Below are 19,304 nucleotides of genomic sequence, written 5' to 3' on the forward strand. Positions count from 1 at the left end.
AAAACTCCCCCCTCATCCTGCTTTTTGTTGTCTTGCTTGACGTAATCGCAACCTATAAATCCCAAGTACAATTGCTGCTACAACAAGCCCCTCTCCAACAGGTAAGAAAACTGCAAAGAAAGTTAACACTGTACACCCAATCGCTAACGATATATATATCACTATATTTTTTATTATAGATAGTTTTCTTGCAAAACCTAAATTATACACAAGTGCACTTAATATAATAATGACGCCATACAGTAACCACATCCCTAGCTCTGGATTTTCATCAACTTTACATAACTTCGCAAAAAACGACATTCTTTCTAACACCATTTATCCCCCTTCCTCATAAATCAAACCATTTTTCTTTATGTACTTAATACAAGAGTAACCTGTGAAAAAAATACTGTCCACAAAAAGAGTAAATATTCTAAAAAATAAACATAAAAAAACAGCTACCTTAATTAAAGGTAGCTGTTTTACTATTTTACGCTTCTACAGATTTCTTTTTCTTAGCAGCTCTTTCACGTTCGCTCTTATCAAGAATCTTTTTACGTAAACGAATTGATTCTGGAGTTACTTCACAGAACTCGTCATCGTTTAAGTACTCTAATGATTCTTCTAAAGTCATTAAGCGTGGTTTTTTCATTGTTGAAGTTTGATCTTTCGTCGCAGAACGAATGTTAGTTTGTTGTTTCATTTTCACAACGTTAACTGTTAAGTCATTCTCACGAGTGTGTTCTCCGACAATCATACCAGCATATACTTCTGTACCTGGTTCAACGAAGATTACACCACGATCTTCAACTTGCATAATACCGTATTGTGATGCTTTTCCTGTTTCAAGTGAAACTAGAACACCTTGACGACGTCCACCAACTTGTCCAGCGTGTACTGGTTGGTAGCAATCGAATGTATGGTTTAAAATACCGTAACCACGAGTTAATGTTAAGAATTCTGTTGTGTAACCAATTAAACCACGTGCTGGAACCATGAAAGTAAGGCGAACTTGACCGTTTCCGTTATTCACCATATCTAACATTTCACCTTTACGTGCACCCATAGATTCCATAATAGAACCAGTGTATTCTTCAGGTACATCGATTTGTACACGCTCTACAGGCTCACATCTTACGCCATCAACTTCTTTAATAATTACTTCTGGCTTAGATACTTGTAGTTCATAACCTTCACGACGCATGTTTTCAATTAAGATAGATAAATGTAGTTCCCCACGTCCAGATACGATCCATGCATCAGGAGACTCTGTATTATCTACACGTAAACTTACATCTGTTTCTAATTGTGAACGAAGACGCTCTTCAATTTTACGAGATGTAATGTATTTACCTTCACGACCTGCAAATGGACTGTTATTTACAAGGAACGTCATTTGTAGTGTTGGCTCATCAATACGTAATAATGGTAACGCATCTTGATGTTCAACTGGACATACTGTTTCACCAACGTTAATGTCTTCCATACCAGAAACAGCTACTAAGTCTCCAGCTTTTGCTTCTTCAATTTCTTGACGTTTTAATCCCATGTAACCAAATAATTTTGTTACGCGGAATTGTTTTACGCTTCCGTCTACTTTCATTAAAGCAACTTGTTGTCCAACCTTCATTGTACCGCGGAATACGCGTCCAACTCCAATACGTCCAACATAGTCGTTGTAATCAAGAAGTGCTACTTGGAATTGAAGTGGCTCTTCGCTGTTATCAATTGGTGCAGGAATATGTTCAATAATTGTATCAAATAATGATTTCATATTCTCTTCTTGATTTGCTGGGTTTGAATCTAAGCTTGCTGTTCCGTTCATTGCTGATGCAAATACAACTGGGAACTCTAATTGATCTTCGTTTGCACCAAGTTCGATGAATAAGTCGATTACTTCATCAACTACTTCATCAGGGCGAGCGAAGTCACGGTCAATTTTGTTTACTACTACGATTGGAGTTAAGTTTTGCTCAAGAGCTTTCTTTAAAACAAATCGTGTTTGTGGCATACAACCTTCATATGCATCAACAACAAGTAAAACACCATCAACCATTTTCATAATACGTTCTACTTCTCCACCGAAGTCAGCGTGACCTGGTGTATCTAAAATGTTAATTCTTTTATCTTCATAGTGAATCGCAGTATTTTTCGCTAAAATTGTAATACCGCGCTCTCTTTCTAGATCATTTGAATCCATTGCGCGCTCTTCAACGTGTTCGTTCGCACGGAAAGTCCCCGCTTGACGTAATAACTGGTCAACAAGTGTTGTTTTACCATGGTCAACGTGGGCAATAATTGCTATATTACGTAAATCTTGTCGTTTTTTCAACATGTCCAACTCCTAATGTCTTTTTAATCCTTCTCTATTATAAGAGCGAAGGGGATACAATAGCAATTAAAATAAAATCAAGAATGAAAATATAGTTGTATTCTTACTTTTGTGAAAGTAAAATGAGATTGGAGGGTGAAGAAATGGAACACATTCAATATCGCTTTTTGTTAACTGCAATTATCGGTGTTATTTTCTTAATTGGTATCGGCATTATGATTGCTGAAAATAGTCCAATCGGTATTATTATTTGCATTATCGGCACATTTGTTACAGTTGGATACGGTTTTGTAACAAAAAGAAAAATGCGTAAATCGCAATAACGTCAAAAAGTAAGAAGCCTGTATACAGCCTCTTACTTTTTTTGTTACTTGGATATAAAGTGAAACTTTAATCAGTGGGGTTTTTCTTCATCCCCCACTGATTATCAGCCCTCACCAATCGGGATAAACGATAACACTTCTTCATACACCCCTGGCTTCGCAACTAATACGCTACTCTTCTCTACGATAGAAAGTGGCACTCCGGAGAATGTTGTTACCTTGCCTCCAACTTCCTCTACAATTATCTGTCCCCCACCAAAGTCCCATGGTGATAATCTAGGCGTTACATATGCATCGATTCTTCCAGTTGCAACGTATACCATCTCTAATGCTGCACAGCCATATGATCTCGTACCTCTTGCTTTCTTAACAAGTGCCATCATACTTTCCATATTAAGCAATGGATTGTCGGTAAGCCATATCGCATTTAAAGCTACAATACCTTGCTCTACAGTACCTTTTTCTAATAAAGGTATCGGTACTTCATTACAAAATGCTCCAGCCCCTTTTAACGCATGATATAATTCATCATGAACTGGATCATAAATAAGTCCAATCTTTCCGATACCGTTCTCATAAATTCCAATTGAAATTGCAAAATTTCTTTTTTGGTGAACAAAGTTCATCGTGCCGTCAATTGGATCAATTAACCAAACAACCCCGTCAGAAGAAGTTACCTCGTCTCCATAGCCCTCTTCACCTAAAATTTGATGATGTGGGAATGTTTCTTTAATTTTCCCAATTAAAAACTGTTCTATTTCTCGGTCCATATTTGTTACTAAATCAGCTGCATTTGATTTTGTTTCTATAATAAGTGCTTTTTTCATTGATGCCATTAAATGCTCTCCCGCATCCCGAATCCACTGTTTGGCGTGTGCATCGATGTCTTTCCATACTTCTTGCATGTTTAAACACTCCGATCTATACTGTTCACAGAAAAAACGAACCCTTTATAAGGTTCGCACCAACTAATTTTTTATACATATACTATTATTACGCTTCTAAACGAATCATTTCAAGTCTTAACACTTCTAACTTTTGTACACACTCTTCTTTTTTCTGTTTATCATCTTCCATCATCGCATCATATAAAGTTGCTAATTCATAATCTAGCTCCAAACGTAGCACCGGTATTCTCTTTTCAGCATCTGTTCTCTTTAACGCATTAATCACCTGTCTCATATTATTTGCCTCCTCCCAATATTCGTCTGCCCTCGGACTAGAATTGATTCAATTTTCTGATTTTTTGTTTTATACTATACTATGTTGGATAAATCATCTATGCAACAAAATTATATTTTTTTATTTAAATTTTTTTGTGCTGTTTTTTTTATGAATAGTACAAGCTATGCTAAAATAAAAGCAAAATAGGAGTTGGAGGAACAATCATGACACTACAAACATTCAAATCAACTGATTTTGAGGTCTTTACAGTTGATGGTCTCGAAGAACGAATGAGTGCAATTAAAACGAACATTCATCCTAAGCTAGAAGCTTTAGGGGAACAGTTTGCAGCTTATTTATCCAAACAAACTGATGAGAACTTTTTTTATCATGTAGCAAAACACGCACGTCGCAAAGTCAATCCACCGAACGATACTTGGGTTGCTTTTTCAACAAATAAACGCGGATATAAAATGCTACCACATTTCCAAATTGGATTATGGGGTACTCATGCCTTCATATACTTTGGTTTAATCTATGAGTGTCCACAAAAAGTGGAGACGGCTCACGCCTTCTTAGAACATATAAATGATTTAAAAACAAATATTCCAAATGACTTCGTTTGGTCCATTGACCATACTAAACCAAGTGTAAAATTACATAAAACACTTGAAACAAATGATTTACAAAAGATGATTGAACGTCTAGCTACTGTAAAAAAAGCAGAATTATTAGTTGGTATTCATATATCACCAGAGGAGTTTTCAGCAATGACCAACGAACAATTCCTTGCTAAGATTGAATCTACGATGCAATCACTCCTTCCTTTATATGCACTTTGTAATCGATAGTAGAAAACGGACAATTTATATTGTCCGTTTTTAGTTGTTATCACATTATATCACTTCAGTTTTTATTTTTCAAAATATTTTTTTACATTTTCACAAGCTTTTCTTCTTCAATTTCTTTAGCCTTCTGAATCGCACGGTATATAGAATATCCACTTACTTCTTGAAACTCTTTATCAATTTTCTTTTCTTCTGCTTTCGATGGAACAATCTCTTTAAAACGACGATATAACCCCATTAATTCTTCTCTTATAATTCCTTTTTCATATGCTTTCTCAATCGCTTCATAAAACTTCACAATTGTAACCATTTCCTCATTTGACCAATCATAATCTAACGGATATTGATATTCCATTTTGCACCTCATTTATCATTTCTTCTTATTTCAATATGCTATCTTAAGTTTTTTTTTCCTCTTCACTATAGCCACTTTGCATTATACACTATTTATTCCTTATGAAGGAATTGTCTTCCTCTATAAGTTAATTGGAAATAACTATTTAACATACGCACTGTAAAAATATTTTTTTCTATACATCTATAATTATTGGTGATATAATGCTTTTGTTTTATAGAAAATAAAGTGAAGCTCCCATCTCAAAAAAGCTTTTGTGAATGGCAGAAAAACAAGTCTCATTCTAAAAAAGAACGTAACTTTTTTAGAACAAGATTATATAAAACAAACTCTAATAAATATTAAAAAAAGAAGGGGTGTATAGATTGTCCCAATACGAAACACCATTGTTTACCGCTTTAGTTGAGCACAGTAAGCGAAATCCAATTCAATTCCATATTCCAGGGCATAAAAAAGGACAGGGCATGGATCCTGAATTTCGCGAATTTATTGGGCATAATGCATTAGCAATTGATTTAATTAATATTGCGCCGCTCGATGATTTACATCATCCAAAAGGTATGATTAAAGAAGCACAGGATTTAGCAGCCGCTGCATTTGGTGCGGATCATACTTTCTTTTCTATTCAAGGTACAAGTGGCGCAATTATGACAATGGTGATGAGCGTTTGCGGTCCTGGTGACAAAATACTAGTACCACGAAACGTGCATAAATCAGTAATGTCAGCTATTATTTTCTCAGGTGCAAAACCTATTTTCATGCATCCTGAAATTGATCCAAAACTTGGTATTTCACATGGAATCACAATTCAATCTGTCAAAAAGGCACTTGAAGAGCACTCAGATGCGAAAGGCCTACTTGTTATTAACCCAACATACTTTGGCTTTGCTGCGGACTTAGAACAGATTGTACAATTAGCACATTCTTACGATATCCCTGTACTCGTTGATGAGGCTCATGGTGTTCATATTCATTTTCACGATGAACTGCCGATGTCAGCGATGCAAGCCGGTGCAGATATGGCAGCAACAAGTGTTCACAAATTAGGTGGGTCTTTAACGCAAAGTTCTATTCTTAATGTAAAAGAAGGCCTTGTGAACGTAAAACATGTTCAATCTATTATTAGCATGCTTACGACTACATCAACGTCTTACATCTTGTTAGCCTCCCTAGATGTCGCTAGAAAACGTCTTGCTACAGAAGGAACGGTACTCATAGAACAAACAATACAATTAGCGGAACAAGTTCGTGATGCTATAAATGATATCGAACATCTTTACTGTCCAGGGAAAGAAATGCTAGGTACGGATGCTACTTTTAACTATGATCCTACAAAGATAATTGTATCTGTAAAAGATTTAGGTATTACAGGCCATCAGGCTGAAGTATGGCTTAGAGAGCAATATAACATTGAAGTAGAGCTCTCAGATTTATACAACATACTATGTCTTGTCACTTTTGGGGATACAGAAAGTGAGACAAATACACTTATTGCAGCATTACAAGATTTATCAGCAACATTTAAAAATAAAGCTGATAAAGGTGTTCAAGTGCAAGTAGAAATTCCAGAAATACCTGTTTTAGCACTTTCTCCTCGAGATGCTTTTTATTCGGAAACAGAAGTCATCCCATTTGAAAATGCAGCAGGTCGTATTATAGCTGATTTCGTTATGGTTTATCCGCCAGGGATTCCAATCTTTACTCCGGGGGAAATTATTACACAAGATAACTTAGAGTATATTCGTAAAAACTTAGAAGCAGGTTTACCTGTACAAGGTCCTGAAGATATGACATTACAAACATTACGCGTGATTAAAGAGTACAAGCCTATCAGTTGATAGGCTTTTCTTTCACCCTTTTGGCCTTTTATCATACGATATTATGTAATGTAACGTATAGGTGGGGATACTATTATGATTGTAATAGGCCGTTCTATTGTACATCCTTATATCACAAATGAATATGAGCCATTTGCAAATGAGAAACAACAAATTTTATCTATCATGGCAGGAAATCAAGAAATCTATTCCTTCCGAACATCTGATGAACTCAGCTTTGATTTAAACTTGCGCGTTAATATTATTACTTCTGCATTAGAACTTTTTCAAAGTGGATTTCAGTTTCGCACATTTCAACAATCTTTTTGCAACCCTCAGTATTGGAAAAGAACGTCCCTTGGAGGATTCGAGCTCCTTCCAAACATACCCCCTTCCATTGCCATACAAGATATTTTCAAAAACGGAAAACTATATGGAACTGAATGTGCCACCGCAATGATTATTATTTTTTACAAAGCTTTACTATCATTGTATGACGAAGAAACCTTCAACCGTCTCTTTGCAAACCTTTTACTTTATACGTGGGACTACGATCAAGATTTAAAGCTCATAACAAAGACGGGTGGCGATCTTGTCCCAGGTGATCTCGTTTACTTTAAAAATCCACAAGTGAACCCAGCTACAATCGAGTGGCAAGGAGAAAATACAATCTATCTAGGAAATTTCTTTTTTTATGGGCATGGCGTAGGTGTAAAAACAAAAGAAGAAATTATATACGCGTTAAATGAACGACGAGTCCCTTACGCTTTTATTTCCGCTTTCTTAACCGATACTATTACCCGTATCGATAGCCGTCTTATGAGCTACCACGCTTCTCCTAGCACACCACAGACATCCATAGGATTTATTCCGATTAGAGATGATGCAATTGTTGCAACAGTTGGCAACACAACTACAGTTTATTAAAAAAAGCACCTACATATGTAGGCGCTTTTTTTATTTAAGCTTTTGAATGTTCTTTATGGTCACAGTCGCAATGAGATCCACATTTCCCGTATAGTACTGTTGATTTTTCATCTTCAAAATGTCCGATTGTTCCTTCACATACTTGGCATACGATTGTTCCCATTTTTCATTTCCCCCTGAGTTTTAATAGTAATCTATTTATTTATCATTAAGCTTTCGCATTATCCCTACTAGCACAGTCACAATTTGTTCCGCATTTTCCGTAAAGCACTGTCGTTTTTTCATCTTCAAAATGTCCGATTGTTCCTTCACATACTTGGCATACGATTGTTCCCATTTTTCATTTCCCCCTAAGTTTATGGTCCTAAAAACTTTCAGCTGTCCATTTCCTATCAATTATTGGGCTTTTGTATGCTCTATGTGATCACATCCGCAAGATCCACATTTCCCGTAAAGTACCGTTACTTTCTCATCCTCGAAGTGTGCAATTGTACCTTCACAATCTTGACATACGATTGTTCCCATTTTTCATTTCCCCCTAAGTTTATAATCCCAAAAACTTTTTTGTAACCGCTTAACTTTCTGTCTTTATTTTAATATGTTATACTTTTTGCGTCAATAGGTTTTTAGTATAACACATTAAATATTTTAATTTTAAATTAGTATGCGATATTCAAACAAAAAAACAGCCATATTTATACGTACGACTGTTTTACATTATTTATTCTTCGTATTCCGCATGCAAAGATGTAGATGGAACTAGAAATAAGAAGAACTGAGCTAACTCAGCTGCTTCCTCTTCTGAACCTAATTTGAACACTTCCTGCAAATGTTGAACATTCTCTACATCATCTCGTCCAAGTAAAGTAGACCTTCCTGTTTGCATGCAAACAATAAGTGGCTTTCCAAAAAACATATTTGTATAAATAACACCAAAATCATAACGAGTATCATGTGTCATAAACCCCAAAAATCGTACCTTCACACTTTCATGCTCATCATACAATTTTTCAAACATCGGTTTCCACCTTTCTACATCACCTTTCATTAGTATATTAAACAAAAAAAGGAATACTCCTTTTAATTGTCAAAAAATTCAGCAGGATGTAGAATGAGAGTATTCTACTAAGTTAGGGGGAACTTATATGCAACATGCCTTTATTACGCTTGTACCTAAATCCAACCAACAATCTGTTTCAATAGATGATATAAAACAACTTTTTCATTATTATAAAACAGTTACTTCCAAAACTGGTGTTCAAATTAATTACGCTTATACAAATACCGCTTTTCCGTATGAAATTTTAGATACATCAGCAACAACATTCAAACTACAATCTACTCACGATCGATATGACTCCATTTATGTTGGTGTCGGTATAGAAAAGGAACAAACTTATATTCAAGTTTCTTTACCACCTAATGCAACATTTGGTGATAAAGGAAAAGCAAATGAATTTTGCCGTTTTCTAGCGAAGAAATTAGAAGGAGAGTTAAAATTATTTAATGGAAGAACAATGTATTTCTATAAACGTTAATTTAAAAAATAGAAAATATAATTAAGAAAAGTATGCAATTTGAACACGTAAGGAATAATGCCTGCTTTCTAATTTGCAATACAAAATATGCGATCACATATGCTAAATAAAGAAATACAAAAAATAGAATAACTTTATAATGCAACTTATCACCATTTGACAATGATAATACAACGGAAAAACCACTCCATAATAAAAAATGATAAAATATAACATGTAATATTCTCATGGAACCTTCTCCTTTGACATGCTCTATTTTATTACTATATGGGATTAAGTTTGAATCAATTACATATTACACGAAAGCATATATATGGCTTTTGGATTTATATATGTTCTAACAATTCAATTAAATTATTATATATTCATTCGACAAGTACGTATAAAGACCTTGCAAGCCACTTTTATTATAAAATAAAAAATAGCCCATCTCTTTAAATAAGAGATGGGCTATTTTCATTACTTAAATTATTTTACAATGTGAATTGGCATTCCAAGAGCAACTTCAGCTGCTTCCATTGTGATTTCACCTAATGTTGGGTGAGCGTGGATTGTTTGAGCGATATCTTCTGCTGTCATTCCAGCTTCGATAGCTAAACCAATCTCAGAAATAATATCAGAAGCGCCTGCACCTGCAACTTGAGCACCTACAAGAAGACCATCTTCTTTACGTGTTACAAGTTGTAAGAAACCGTCAGTGCTGTTTAATGATAATGCACGACCGTTAGCAGCGAATGGGAACTTAGATACAGTTACAGTCATTCCAGCTTCTTCAGCTTGTTTCTTAGTGTAACCAACAGATGCTAATTCTGGATCAGTGAAGCATACTGCAGGAATTCCGATGTAATCGATAGCTGACGCATGGCCACTAATTGCTTCTACAGCTACTTTACCTTCGTAAGAAGCTTTGTGAGCTAATGGTGGTCCAGGAACGATATCACCGATTGCATAGATGTTTGGTACATTTGTACGACATTGCTCATCGATTTCGATGATGCCGCGGTCAGTCATTTTAACTCCAACTTGCTCAAGACCGATTTCTTGAGTGTTTGGACGACGACCTACAGTTACTAATACGTAATCTGCTTCTACAGTTTGGATTTCACCTTTAACTTCGAAGCTAACTTTTACGCCAGTTTCTGTTTCTTCAACGCCTTTAGCCATAGCTTTTGTATGGATTGTTACGTTACCTTTTTTCTGTAGAGCACGTTTAACAACAGAGCTCATAGCTTTTTCGAAACCAGCTAAGATTTCGTCGCCAGCTTCTACTACAGTAACTTCTGTACCGAAGTTAGCATATGCAGTACCTAATTCCATACCGATGTAACCGCCGCCGATTACAACAAGTTTTTTGGGAATTTCAGGTAAGCTTAAAGCACCTGTAGAGTTGATAACACGTTTAGAGTATTTGAATCCTGGAATTTCGATTGGTGTAGAACCAGTTGCAAGAACAGCATTTTTAAACGTATAAGTTTGAGCTGCATCTTCAGTCATTACGCGTAATGTGTTAGCATCTACGAAGTAAGCTTCACCGCGAATGATTTCAACTTTGTTACCTTTAAGAAGGCCTTCAACACCGCCAGTTAATTTCTTAACTACGCCGTTTTTCCATTCTTGAACTTTTGTAAAGTCAACTTTTACGTTCTCTGCAGTGATACCCATGTCATCAGAATGCATTGCATTCTCATAACGATGACCTGCATTGATTAACGCTTTTGAAGGAATACATCCAACGTTTAAGCATACGCCACCAAGGTTAGCTTTTTCAATGATCGCTACCTTTTGACCTAATTGTGCTGCACGAATTGCCGCAACGTATCCACCAGGACCTGCACCAACAACGACTGTATCTAATTCAATTGGGAAATCTCCTACTACCATTGTTATTACGCCTCCATTACTAATAATTGTGGGTCATTCAATAGACGTTTAATTTGGTTTAATGCTTTTTGAGCAGTTGCGCCGTCAATTAAACGATGGTCAAAGCTTAGAGATAATGCTAATACTGGAGCTGCAACGATCTCACCGTTTTTCACAACTGGTTTCTCAGCGATACGGCCGATACCAAGGATTGCTACTTCTGGGTGATTGATAACTGGAGTGAACCATTGTCCACCTGCAGAACCAATGTTTGTAATTGTGCAAGAAGCGCCTTTCATTTCAGCAGGAGCTAAACGACCTTCACGTGCTTTACCAGCAAGATCATTGATCTCGTTAGAAATTGTGAAGATAGACTTGCGATCTGTATCTTTAACAACTGGTACTAATAGACCTTTGTCTGTATCAGCTGCGATACCGATGTTGAAGTAATGTTTATGAACTACTTCTTGAGAAGCATCATCTAAAGAAGTGTTTAACATTGGATATTCACGTAATGCAGATGTTAAAGCTTTAACAACGTATGGAAGGTAAGTTAATTTAATACCTTTGTCAGCTGCAACAGCTTTGAACTTCTTACGGTGAGCAACAAGTTCAGTTACATCTACTTCATCCATTAATGTTACGTGAGGAGCTGTATGTTTAGAGTTAACCATTGCTTTCGCAATTGCTTTACGGATACCACTCATTTTCTCACGAGTTTCTGGATATTCACCAGCTGGGATTGGTTGTGCTTTTGGTGCTTCTTCTTTCGCTGCTGCTGGAGTAGCTTCTACTGCTGCTGGAGCCTCAGTTGCTGCTACCGCTTGTCCACCATTTGCAAATGCATCGATGTCAGCTTTTACGATACGACCGTTCTTACCAGAACCAGCTACTTTATGAATGTCTACGCCGTTTTCACGAGCATATTTACGAACAGATGGCATAGCGATTACGCGCTCATTTACTACTTCTGCAGTTGCTGCTGGAGTAGCTTCAGCTTTAGGAGCTTCGTCTTTTGCTTCTTCAGCTTTAGGAGCTTCGTCATGATCGTCGCCTTTAAATTTAAGGTTTTCGTATCCAGGAGCATCAAATTTAATTAATGTATCTCCAACTACTGCAACCGTACCTTCTTCTACAAGTACTTCAAGTACTTTACCTTTAACAGGAGAAGGAATTTCTACTACTGCTTTATCATTTTGTACTTCAAGAAGTACGTCGTCTTCGTTTACTTCGTCGCCTGGTTTAATAAACCATTTTACGATTTCACCTTCGTGGATACCTTCACCGATATCTGGTAGTTTAAATTCAAATGCCACGGAATTCAGCCCCCTGATTCATTTCTTTATTATGGAATATGGCAAAAGAAATCAGCATGTGCTGATTTCTTTTGCACATGAATAAGTAAAAATTAGAAGTTCATTACTTTGTTAACAGCTTCAACAATATCTTTGTGGTTTGGTAACCATACGCTCTCAGCTTGAGAGAATGGGAATACTGTATCAGCAGCTGCAACACGTACAACTGGAGCTTCTAAGTTTAAAATTGCACGGTCGTTAATTTCCGCTACAACGTTAGCTGCAATACCAGCTTGTTTTTGAGCTTCTTGAACTACAACTACGCGGCCTGTTTTTTCAACAGAAGCGATGATTGTTTCGATATCTAATGGTTGAACTGTACGTAAGTCAACAACTTCTAAAGAGATACCTTCTTTTTCAAGTTCTTCAGCAGCTTTTAATGCAGCGTGAACCATAGCACCGTAAGCGATAACAGATACATCTGTACCTTCACGTTTGATGTCAGCTTTGCCTAAATCAATTGTGTATTCGCCTTCTGGTACATCTTGACGGAATGAACGGTACAATTTCATATGCTCTAAGTAGATAACTGGATCGTTGTCACGAATCGCAGAGATTAAAAGACCTTTTGCATCGTATGGAGTAGATGGAATAACAACTTTTAGACCAGGTTGTTGAGCCACTAAACCTTCTAAGCTATCAGCATGTAGTTCAGGAGTATGAACACCACCACCGAATGGAGAACGAACTGTTACTGGAGCAGTCCAACGTCCACCAGAACGGTAACGCATACGAGCTAATTGACCAGAAATTGAATCCATTACTTCATAAACGAAACCGAAGAATTGGATTTCTGGAACTGGACGGAATCCTTCAAGTGCAAGTCCAACTGCAAGTCCACCAATACCAGACTCTGCAAGTGGAGTATCCATTACACGGTCTTCACCGAATTCAGCTTGTAAACCTTCAGTAGCACGGAATACACCGCCGTTTACACCAACGTCTTCACCAAACACAAGTACGTTAGGGTCATTTTTCATTTCAACGCGTAAAGCATCAGTGATTGCTTGAATCATTGTCATTTGAGCCATGGCTTACTTCGACTCCTTTTCTTTGTAAATTTCATATTGTTCAGCTAAGTTGTAAGGCATTTTTTCGTACATGATTTCCATTAAATCAGTAACTTTTTGTTTTGGAGCTTGGTCAGCCTTAGCAATTGCTTGTTTGATATCTTCTTTTGCTTCTTCGATTACTTTCTCTTCAACTTCTTGTGACCATAGGCCTTTGTTTTCTAAGAATGCACGGAAGCGTACGATTGGATCTTTTTGTTCCCATTCGTTCTCGATATCTTTTGTACGGTAACGAGTTGGATCATCACCAGCCATTGTATGTGGACCGTAACGGAATGTTAAAGTCTCGATTAAAGTAGGACCTTCGCCATTTACTGCACGCTCACGAGCGAAAGCAGTTGCTGCGTATACAGCTAATGGATCCATACCGTCTACTTGAATTCCGTAAATACCTGCTGCTACTGCTTTTTGTGCTACAGTTTTAGCTGCAGATTGCTTTTCTACTGGAGTAGAGATTGCATAACGGTTGTTTTGTACAACGAAGATTGCTGGAGCTTTGAATGCGCCCGCAAAGTTCATACCTTCATAGAAGTCACCTTGTGAAGCACCACCGTCACCAGTGTAAGTAATTGCAACAGATTTTTTACCACGTAATTTCATACCTAACGCAACACCAGCAGTTTGGATGATTTGCGCACCGATGATGATTTGTGGAGCAAGTGCATTTACGTTCTCAGGCATTTGGTTACCCATGAAATGTCCACGAGAGAATAAGAATGCTTGGTATAATGGTAAACCGTGCCATACTAATTGTGGCACATCACGATATCCTGGTAAGATGAAATCTTCTGCTTCAAGTGCGAAATGACTTGCTAATTGAGAAGCCTCTTGTCCAGCTGTTGGTGCGTAGAAACCTAAACGTCCTTGACGGTTTAAAGAAATAGAACGTTGATCTAGTACGCGAGTATACACCATACGGCGCATTAATTCTTTTAATTGATCATCAGATAATTCAGGCATAGCTGCTTCATTCACAACTTCGCCTTTTTCATTTAAAATTTGTAATGTTTCAAATTGAGCTGCGATAGCTTTCATTTGCTCATCAACATTAAATAGGGTCTTTTTTGTTTTAGTACCCATTCCGTTCACCTCTTCCTCTCTTGAACCATATTCTGAAACGCTTTCACTATCTATTAGCTAGATGGAAACCGCAACAATGTAAACCAACAAATTTATTTGTCGGTTGAGAATAATTTTGTGTACCTAACAATCTGTACTAATGTTTTTTCAGAAACATATTAATACAATCTTGATCACGTTTTTTAGTTTACAACTATTCTAATTACGATGTCAATTACTTTGAATACGTTTTTTTATAAATAATCTGCAGGTTTCTCCTACACAAACGTGTTTTTATTTTTCACATCTGTATTAGTAAGCATTAACCTACTGTTATATTATTCCCTTTTTAACTTGTTTTTTCTCTTAGAATAATATGTAAACGATTTAATTCCCTTTAGTTTTTCTCTCTTCTTAGCAAAAATATACAAACTCTTCTTCCTTTTATAGGTAATTACCCATACATTTCTACTCTTCCCTCCATACATTATAGTAACCGCAGTATTAGCGGGAAATGATAAAGGAGGTCATCTCATGTACGGATATTCATATTGCTATCCAACTTGTTCATATCCTTCCTACGGTTATGGCGGTTCTTGTGGTGGGTCTGGACGCGGCTTCGCCTTAATCGTTGTGTTGTTTATTCTTTTAATTATCGTTGGTGCTGCTTGCATTCGCTAATGTAAAAATGAAACAACTATGGAAAGAAAGAGACGGCTCTGCCGTCTCTTTCTTTTTATTCCTACATAACCGATCCATCTTTCCCTTACTTGCCGATGACTTTTTCCATCTCCTTTGGTAGACTAAAAGGGAAAGGAGAGATTACATATGCTTACAATGAAAGATGTAATTCGCGAAGGAGATCCTATTTTGCGAAACGTTGCAGAAGAGGTAGTACTACCAGCGAGCGAAGAAGATACAAATACTCTTAAAGAAATGATTGAATTTGTAATAAATAGCCAAGATCCTGAAATGGCTGAAAAATATAGTTTACGCCCTGGAATCGGATTAGCGGCTCCGCAAATCGGTATTTCAAAAAGAATGATTGCGGTTCATGTAACAGATACGGACGGTACGTTATATAGTCATGCATTATTCAATCCAAAAATCATTAGCCATTCTGTTGAACGTACATATTTACAAAGTGGTGAAGGCTGTCTATCAGTAGACCGTGAAGTACCTGGTTATGTCCCTCGTTATACAAGAATTACAGTGAAAGCAACTTCTATTAACGGCGAAGAAGTAAAATTACGTTTAAAAGGGTTACCAGCAATTGTATTTCAACATGAAATTGACCATTTAAATGGTGTTATGTTCTATGACCATATTAATAAAGAAAATCCATTTGCCGCTCCTGACGATTCAAAACCTCTGGAGCGATAGTAAAAAAGGCGGAATATACTCTTCCGCCTTTTTACTATATGAAATAGATTCCATATTCACTTATAGCAATCCAGCCCATTTTAAACCGTGATATATACCGTCTTCACTAACATCCTTTGTCACATGATTCGCAAGTTTTTTCAAGTCTTCATGCCCATTCCCCATCACAATACCTGTCCCAACTGCTTCAATCATTTCTAAATCATTTAAGCCATCCCCAAATGCATACACTTGTCCACGGTTAAATCCTAGCTTTTCAATGAATTTCTCAATCCCTTTTGCCTTAGAACCACCATTTGGAATAATATCCATTGAATACGCATGCCAGCGAATAAAATGAAAGTCTGGGTACTGATTTATAAACTTTTCTTCTTCATTTACTTCACAGAAAAGAAGTGTTTGATAAATATTACGCTTCTCATAAAAATCAGGTTCATATGCCGGATGCTCAAAATGTAAACTTCCAAAACCTTCTTTCACATAATCATGATATTCCACTGATGCTCTCATTTGTTGATGATCAAGATATACAAGTGGATATCCTTCTTGTTTTGCAAACTGAGTAAACTTATGTAGAGCAGCTGGATGTAATGGGTTATTAAATACTACCTCATCTTCAAATACAACGTACTGTCCATTAAAGCTAACATAATTGTGGATATTAAGTTCCTTACGAATATCTTCGAACATAAATGGCGCACGTCCTGTCGCAATTGCTACATGCACGCCTTTTTCTTGTAACTGCCTTACTGCGTCTCGCGTAGATTGCGGAATCTTCTTATCATGATCTAATAATGTTCCATCAATATCAAAAAAGACAATTTTATCATTCATTTGTCAAAATCCTTTCTGTTACTCTATATTCCTATTTTGATTATCGCTTTTCAAATGCTAAAAAAAAGTATAACATATTAAACATCTGTGAAGAAAGCGTTCACTTTCTGACCTTATTTATGAAACCTGCATATATATATTAGTAAAAAATGTGGATACTTGTTCGTATGAATTTTCTTTTCTATTCTTTCTCATACTATAGCTATAACTAACGGCTACTAATCGTTACTATAGAATAACTTTCTCTGTATGAGAAAAGACAAGATTCAACATTCACTTTTGTCCTCTTTCTTATATCAGAGACGGCGTTTTCACTAGTAATATGCATGTTTAAAATAAGGAAAGGAAGGAGTAATCATGCTGAAGAAGCTGAAGAAAAAGCTGAAGCGTTATTTAAAAGATCTAGTCCGTAAAAAGACGATCGCTTAAATTGTGCCCATTTCGGGCTTTTTCTTCATTCTCATTCGAAAAAACATGAAAATCGTGACTGTTTGCTTTATAATAAGTAACAGATAATGCAAAACATAGACAAGGAGAGGTTTTCCAAATGATTTTTAAAGTATTTTATCAAGAAAAAATGACTGAGGTTCCAGTACGTGAAAATACAAAAGTTTTATATTTAGAGGCTACGTCTGAAAAGGATGTTCGTACAAAATTAAATAAGTTCGCATATAATATCGAATTCGTTCAGTCTGTGACTGGCAATCATCTTGAATATGAAAAAGAAAACGCTGATTTAACATTAGCGGAAATCGTATAGTCATATGAAATTTCTAAAGAATGATCAAGCAGCCGTTTTTGCTTTAGGTGGTCTTGGTGAAATCGGTAAAAATACATATGCTGTTCAATTTCAAGATGAAATTATTATAATTGACGCTGGAATTAAGTTTCCAGAAGACGAACTCCTCGGAATCGATTATGTAATACCAGATTACACTTATTTTGTGCGAAACGAAGATAAAATTAAAGGGCTATTCATTACACATGGTCACGAAGATCATATCGGTGGAATTCCTTACTTATTACGTCAAGTAAACATTCCGATTTATGGCGGAAAATTAGCAATTGCACTAATTAAAAACAAATTAGAAGAGCACGGATTACTTCGTAAAGCCAAGCTTTATGAAATTCAAGAAGATGATGTTATTAAATTTAAAAAGACATCAGTTTCCTTCTTCCGTACAACTCACAGTATCCCAGATTCATACGGAGTTGTTGTGAAAACACCTCAAGGACAAGTGGTTCATACTGGAGATTTCAAATTTGACTTCACACCGGTTGGTGAACCAGCGGACTTAACAAAAATGGCTGAAATAGGAAAAGACGGTGTACTTTGTCTCTTATCTGACAGTACAAACAGTGAAGTTCCAAACTTTACAATGTCTGAGCGCCGTGTTGGTGATAGTATTCAAGATATTTTCCGCAAAGTAGAGGGTCGTATTATCTTCGCAACCTTTGCATCAAATATCCATCGCTTGCAACAAGTCGTTGAAGCGGCTGTTGAAAACAATCGTAAAGTGGCTGTATTTGGCCGAAGTATGGAGGCAGCGATTGAAATCGGACAAAACCTCGGTTATATTCGCTGTCCGAAAGATACATTCATAGATGCATCTCAATTAAATCGTCTACCGGCTAATAAAGTTGTTATTTTATGTACAGGTAGTCAAGGGGAGCCAATGGCAGCACTTTCACGTATTGCTAATGGTACCCATCGTCAAATTCAAATTATTCCTGGCGACACAGTTGTGTTCTCTTCTTCACCAATCCCTGGTAATACAATTAGTGTAAGCCGTACAATTAATATGTTGTACCGTGCTGGTGCCGATGTAATCCACGGAAAACTGTCAAACATTCATACGAGTGGACACGGTGGACAAGAAGAACAAAAACTAATGCTTCGTCTAATTAAACCGAAGTATTTCATGCCAATTCATGGTGAATATCGTATGCAACGTATGCATATGAAATTAGCAAATGATTGTGGTATTCCAGAAGAAAACTGTTTCATTATGGATAATGGTGATGTTCTTGCCTTACGTTCAGATGAAGCAAGTGTAGCTGGTAAAATACCATCTGGATCTGTTTATATTGACGGAAATGGTATTGGAGATATCGGTAATATCGTATTACGCGATCGTCGTATCCTTTCTGAAGAAGGACTTGTCATTGTCGTTGTAAGCATTGATATGAAAGAATTTAAAGTTGCAGCAGGGCCTGATATTATCTCACGTGGTTTCGTTTATATGCGCGAAAGTAGTGATTTAATTAATGATGCTCAAACATTAATTACAACTCATTTAGAAAAAGTAATGGAACGTAAAACAACACAATGGTCTGAAATTAAAAATGAAATTACAGATACATTAGCACCATTCCTATATGAGAAAACGAAACGTCGCCCAATGATTTTACCAATCATTATGGAGATATAAGAAAAAGGACAATACCTTTATGGTA

At 36.5% G+C, this 19,304-nt stretch carries 24 protein-coding genes; 9 read left to right on the forward strand and 15 right to left on the reverse strand.

What is annotated here, in order from left to right:
- Positions 1–12: 12 nt before the first annotated feature.
- Positions 13–315 (reverse strand): YlaH-like family protein, encoded by a 303-nt coding sequence (locus BGI23_RS18960; protein WP_000893666.1) that lies wholly within the window; start codon positions 313–315, stop codon positions 13–15.
- A gap of 157 nt (positions 316–472) precedes the next feature.
- Entirely contained in the window at positions 473–2,317 is a 1,845-nt protein-coding gene (typA, locus tag BGI23_RS18965; RefSeq protein ID WP_000914763.1) for a translational GTPase TypA, read from the reverse strand.
- 140 nt (positions 2,318–2,457) lie between these two features.
- Between typA and BGI23_RS18970 the strand changes: the two genes are divergently transcribed.
- The gene (locus BGI23_RS18970) at positions 2,458–2,637 is read left to right on the forward strand and encodes a DUF5325 family protein (RefSeq protein WP_000400127.1); all 180 of its coding nucleotides are present in this window, start codon (positions 2,458–2,460) and stop codon (positions 2,635–2,637) included.
- 104 nt (positions 2,638–2,741) lie between these two features.
- On the opposite strand, the gene BGI23_RS18975 is transcribed toward BGI23_RS18970, so the two are convergent.
- Together BGI23_RS18975 and BGI23_RS18980 are read right to left on the reverse strand one after the other, a co-directional pair.
- On the reverse strand, positions 2,742–3,542 hold the full coding sequence (locus tag BGI23_RS18975; protein ID WP_070806764.1) for an inositol monophosphatase family protein: 801 nt from the start codon (positions 3,540–3,542) through the stop codon (positions 2,742–2,744).
- Positions 3,543–3,630: 88 nt separating this feature from the next.
- A complete protein-coding gene (locus tag BGI23_RS18980) occupies positions 3,631–3,819 on the reverse strand; it encodes a hypothetical protein (RefSeq protein WP_001250164.1) in 189 nt (62 codons plus the stop codon).
- A gap of 206 nt (positions 3,820–4,025) precedes the next feature.
- Between BGI23_RS18980 and BGI23_RS18985 the strand changes: the two genes are divergently transcribed.
- On the forward strand, positions 4,026–4,652 hold the full coding sequence (locus BGI23_RS18985; RefSeq protein WP_000175082.1) for a YktB family protein: 627 nt from the start codon (positions 4,026–4,028) through the stop codon (positions 4,650–4,652).
- Positions 4,653–4,734: 82 nt separating this feature from the next.
- Here BGI23_RS18985 and BGI23_RS18990 read toward each other — a convergent pair whose 3' ends face one another.
- Entirely contained in the window at positions 4,735–5,004 is a 270-nt protein-coding gene (locus BGI23_RS18990) for a UPF0223 family protein (protein WP_000456550.1), read from the reverse strand.
- Between the two features lie 365 nt (positions 5,005–5,369).
- Here BGI23_RS18990 and speA point away from each other — a divergent pair, with 365 nt between their 5' ends.
- A complete protein-coding gene (speA, locus tag BGI23_RS18995; protein WP_000084888.1) occupies positions 5,370–6,842 on the forward strand; it encodes an arginine decarboxylase in 1,473 nt (490 codons plus the stop codon).
- Between the two features lie 75 nt (positions 6,843–6,917).
- Positions 6,918–7,748 carry a protein-glutamine gamma-glutamyltransferase gene (locus BGI23_RS19000; RefSeq protein ID WP_000635349.1) on the forward strand — a complete coding sequence of 277 codons (831 nt, stop codon included), beginning with the start codon at positions 6,918–6,920 and terminating at the stop codon, positions 7,746–7,748.
- A 34-nt stretch (positions 7,749–7,782) separates the two neighbouring features.
- Here BGI23_RS19000 and BGI23_RS19005 read toward each other — a convergent pair whose 3' ends face one another.
- The 4 genes from BGI23_RS19005 to BGI23_RS19020 all read right to left on the reverse strand — a co-directional run bounded on the left by BGI23_RS19005 (position 7,783) and on the right by BGI23_RS19020 (position 8,766).
- Positions 7,783–7,911, reverse strand: coding sequence for a GapA-binding peptide SR1P (locus BGI23_RS19005; protein ID WP_000536793.1), 129 nt, complete (start codon positions 7,909–7,911; stop codon positions 7,783–7,785).
- A 45-nt stretch (positions 7,912–7,956) separates the two neighbouring features.
- Complete coding sequence (locus BGI23_RS19010; RefSeq protein WP_000536805.1) at positions 7,957–8,085, reverse strand: GapA-binding peptide SR1P; 129 nt, start codon at positions 8,083–8,085, stop codon at positions 7,957–7,959.
- 59 nt (positions 8,086–8,144) lie between these two features.
- Positions 8,145–8,273, reverse strand: coding sequence for a GapA-binding peptide SR1P (locus BGI23_RS19015; protein ID WP_044790724.1), 129 nt, complete (start codon positions 8,271–8,273; stop codon positions 8,145–8,147).
- 196 nt (positions 8,274–8,469) lie between these two features.
- Complete coding sequence (locus BGI23_RS19020) at positions 8,470–8,766, reverse strand: DUF3055 domain-containing protein (protein ID WP_070807320.1); 297 nt, start codon at positions 8,764–8,766, stop codon at positions 8,470–8,472.
- Positions 8,767–8,893: 127 nt separating this feature from the next.
- Between BGI23_RS19020 and BGI23_RS19025 the strand changes: the two genes are divergently transcribed.
- Entirely contained in the window at positions 8,894–9,286 is a 393-nt protein-coding gene (locus BGI23_RS19025) for a DUF1885 family protein (RefSeq protein WP_001163309.1), read from the forward strand.
- A 1-nt stretch (position 9,287) separates the two neighbouring features.
- On the opposite strand, the gene BGI23_RS19030 is transcribed toward BGI23_RS19025, so the two are convergent.
- From BGI23_RS19030 to pdhA, 5 genes are all read right to left on the reverse strand, one after another.
- Entirely contained in the window at positions 9,288–9,515 is a 228-nt protein-coding gene (locus BGI23_RS19030; RefSeq protein WP_001221351.1) for a hypothetical protein, read from the reverse strand.
- Positions 9,516–9,754: 239 nt separating this feature from the next.
- Positions 9,755–11,167 (reverse strand): dihydrolipoyl dehydrogenase, encoded by a 1,413-nt coding sequence (gene lpdA / locus BGI23_RS19035; protein ID WP_000260111.1) that lies wholly within the window; start codon positions 11,165–11,167, stop codon positions 9,755–9,757.
- A 5-nt stretch (positions 11,168–11,172) separates the two neighbouring features.
- A complete protein-coding gene (gene pdhC / locus BGI23_RS19040) occupies positions 11,173–12,462 on the reverse strand; it encodes a pyruvate dehydrogenase complex dihydrolipoyllysine-residue acetyltransferase (protein ID WP_070806765.1) in 1,290 nt (429 codons plus the stop codon).
- 92 nt (positions 12,463–12,554) lie between these two features.
- A complete protein-coding gene (gene pdhB / locus BGI23_RS19045; RefSeq protein WP_000068166.1) occupies positions 12,555–13,532 on the reverse strand; it encodes a pyruvate dehydrogenase complex E1 component subunit beta in 978 nt (325 codons plus the stop codon).
- 3 nt (positions 13,533–13,535) lie between these two features.
- Complete coding sequence (pdhA, locus tag BGI23_RS19050) at positions 13,536–14,651, reverse strand: pyruvate dehydrogenase E1 component subunit alpha (protein ID WP_000536893.1); 1,116 nt, start codon at positions 14,649–14,651, stop codon at positions 13,536–13,538.
- A gap of 513 nt (positions 14,652–15,164) precedes the next feature.
- On the opposite strand from pdhA, the gene BGI23_RS19055 reads away from it, so the two are divergent.
- Entirely contained in the window at positions 15,165–15,311 is a 147-nt protein-coding gene (locus BGI23_RS19055; protein ID WP_000274562.1) for a YjcZ family sporulation protein, read from the forward strand.
- 147 nt (positions 15,312–15,458) lie between these two features.
- Entirely contained in the window at positions 15,459–16,013 is a 555-nt protein-coding gene (gene def / locus BGI23_RS19060; RefSeq protein WP_000957059.1) for a peptide deformylase, read from the forward strand.
- Between the two features lie 60 nt (positions 16,014–16,073).
- Here def and BGI23_RS19065 read toward each other — a convergent pair whose 3' ends face one another.
- Positions 16,074–16,847: a Cof-type HAD-IIB family hydrolase gene (locus tag BGI23_RS19065; RefSeq protein ID WP_070806766.1), complete on the reverse strand. Its 774-nt coding sequence runs from the start codon at positions 16,845–16,847 to the stop codon at positions 16,074–16,076.
- A 547-nt stretch (positions 16,848–17,394) separates the two neighbouring features.
- Here BGI23_RS19065 and BGI23_RS19070 point away from each other — a divergent pair.
- Together BGI23_RS19070 and rnjA are read left to right on the forward strand one after the other, a co-directional pair.
- On the forward strand, positions 17,395–17,607 hold the full coding sequence (locus BGI23_RS19070) for a DNA-dependent RNA polymerase subunit epsilon (protein ID WP_000576444.1): 213 nt from the start codon (positions 17,395–17,397) through the stop codon (positions 17,605–17,607).
- Between the two features lie 4 nt (positions 17,608–17,611).
- Positions 17,612–19,279, forward strand: coding sequence for a ribonuclease J1 (rnjA, locus tag BGI23_RS19075; protein WP_000670368.1), 1,668 nt, complete (start codon positions 17,612–17,614; stop codon positions 19,277–19,279).
- The last annotated feature ends 25 nt before the right edge of the window (positions 19,280–19,304 follow it).

Source organism: Bacillus sp. ABP14 (genome assembly GCF_001831375.1).
GTDB classification, from domain to species: domain Bacteria; phylum Bacillota; class Bacilli; order Bacillales; family Bacillaceae_G; genus Bacillus_A; species Bacillus_A paranthracis.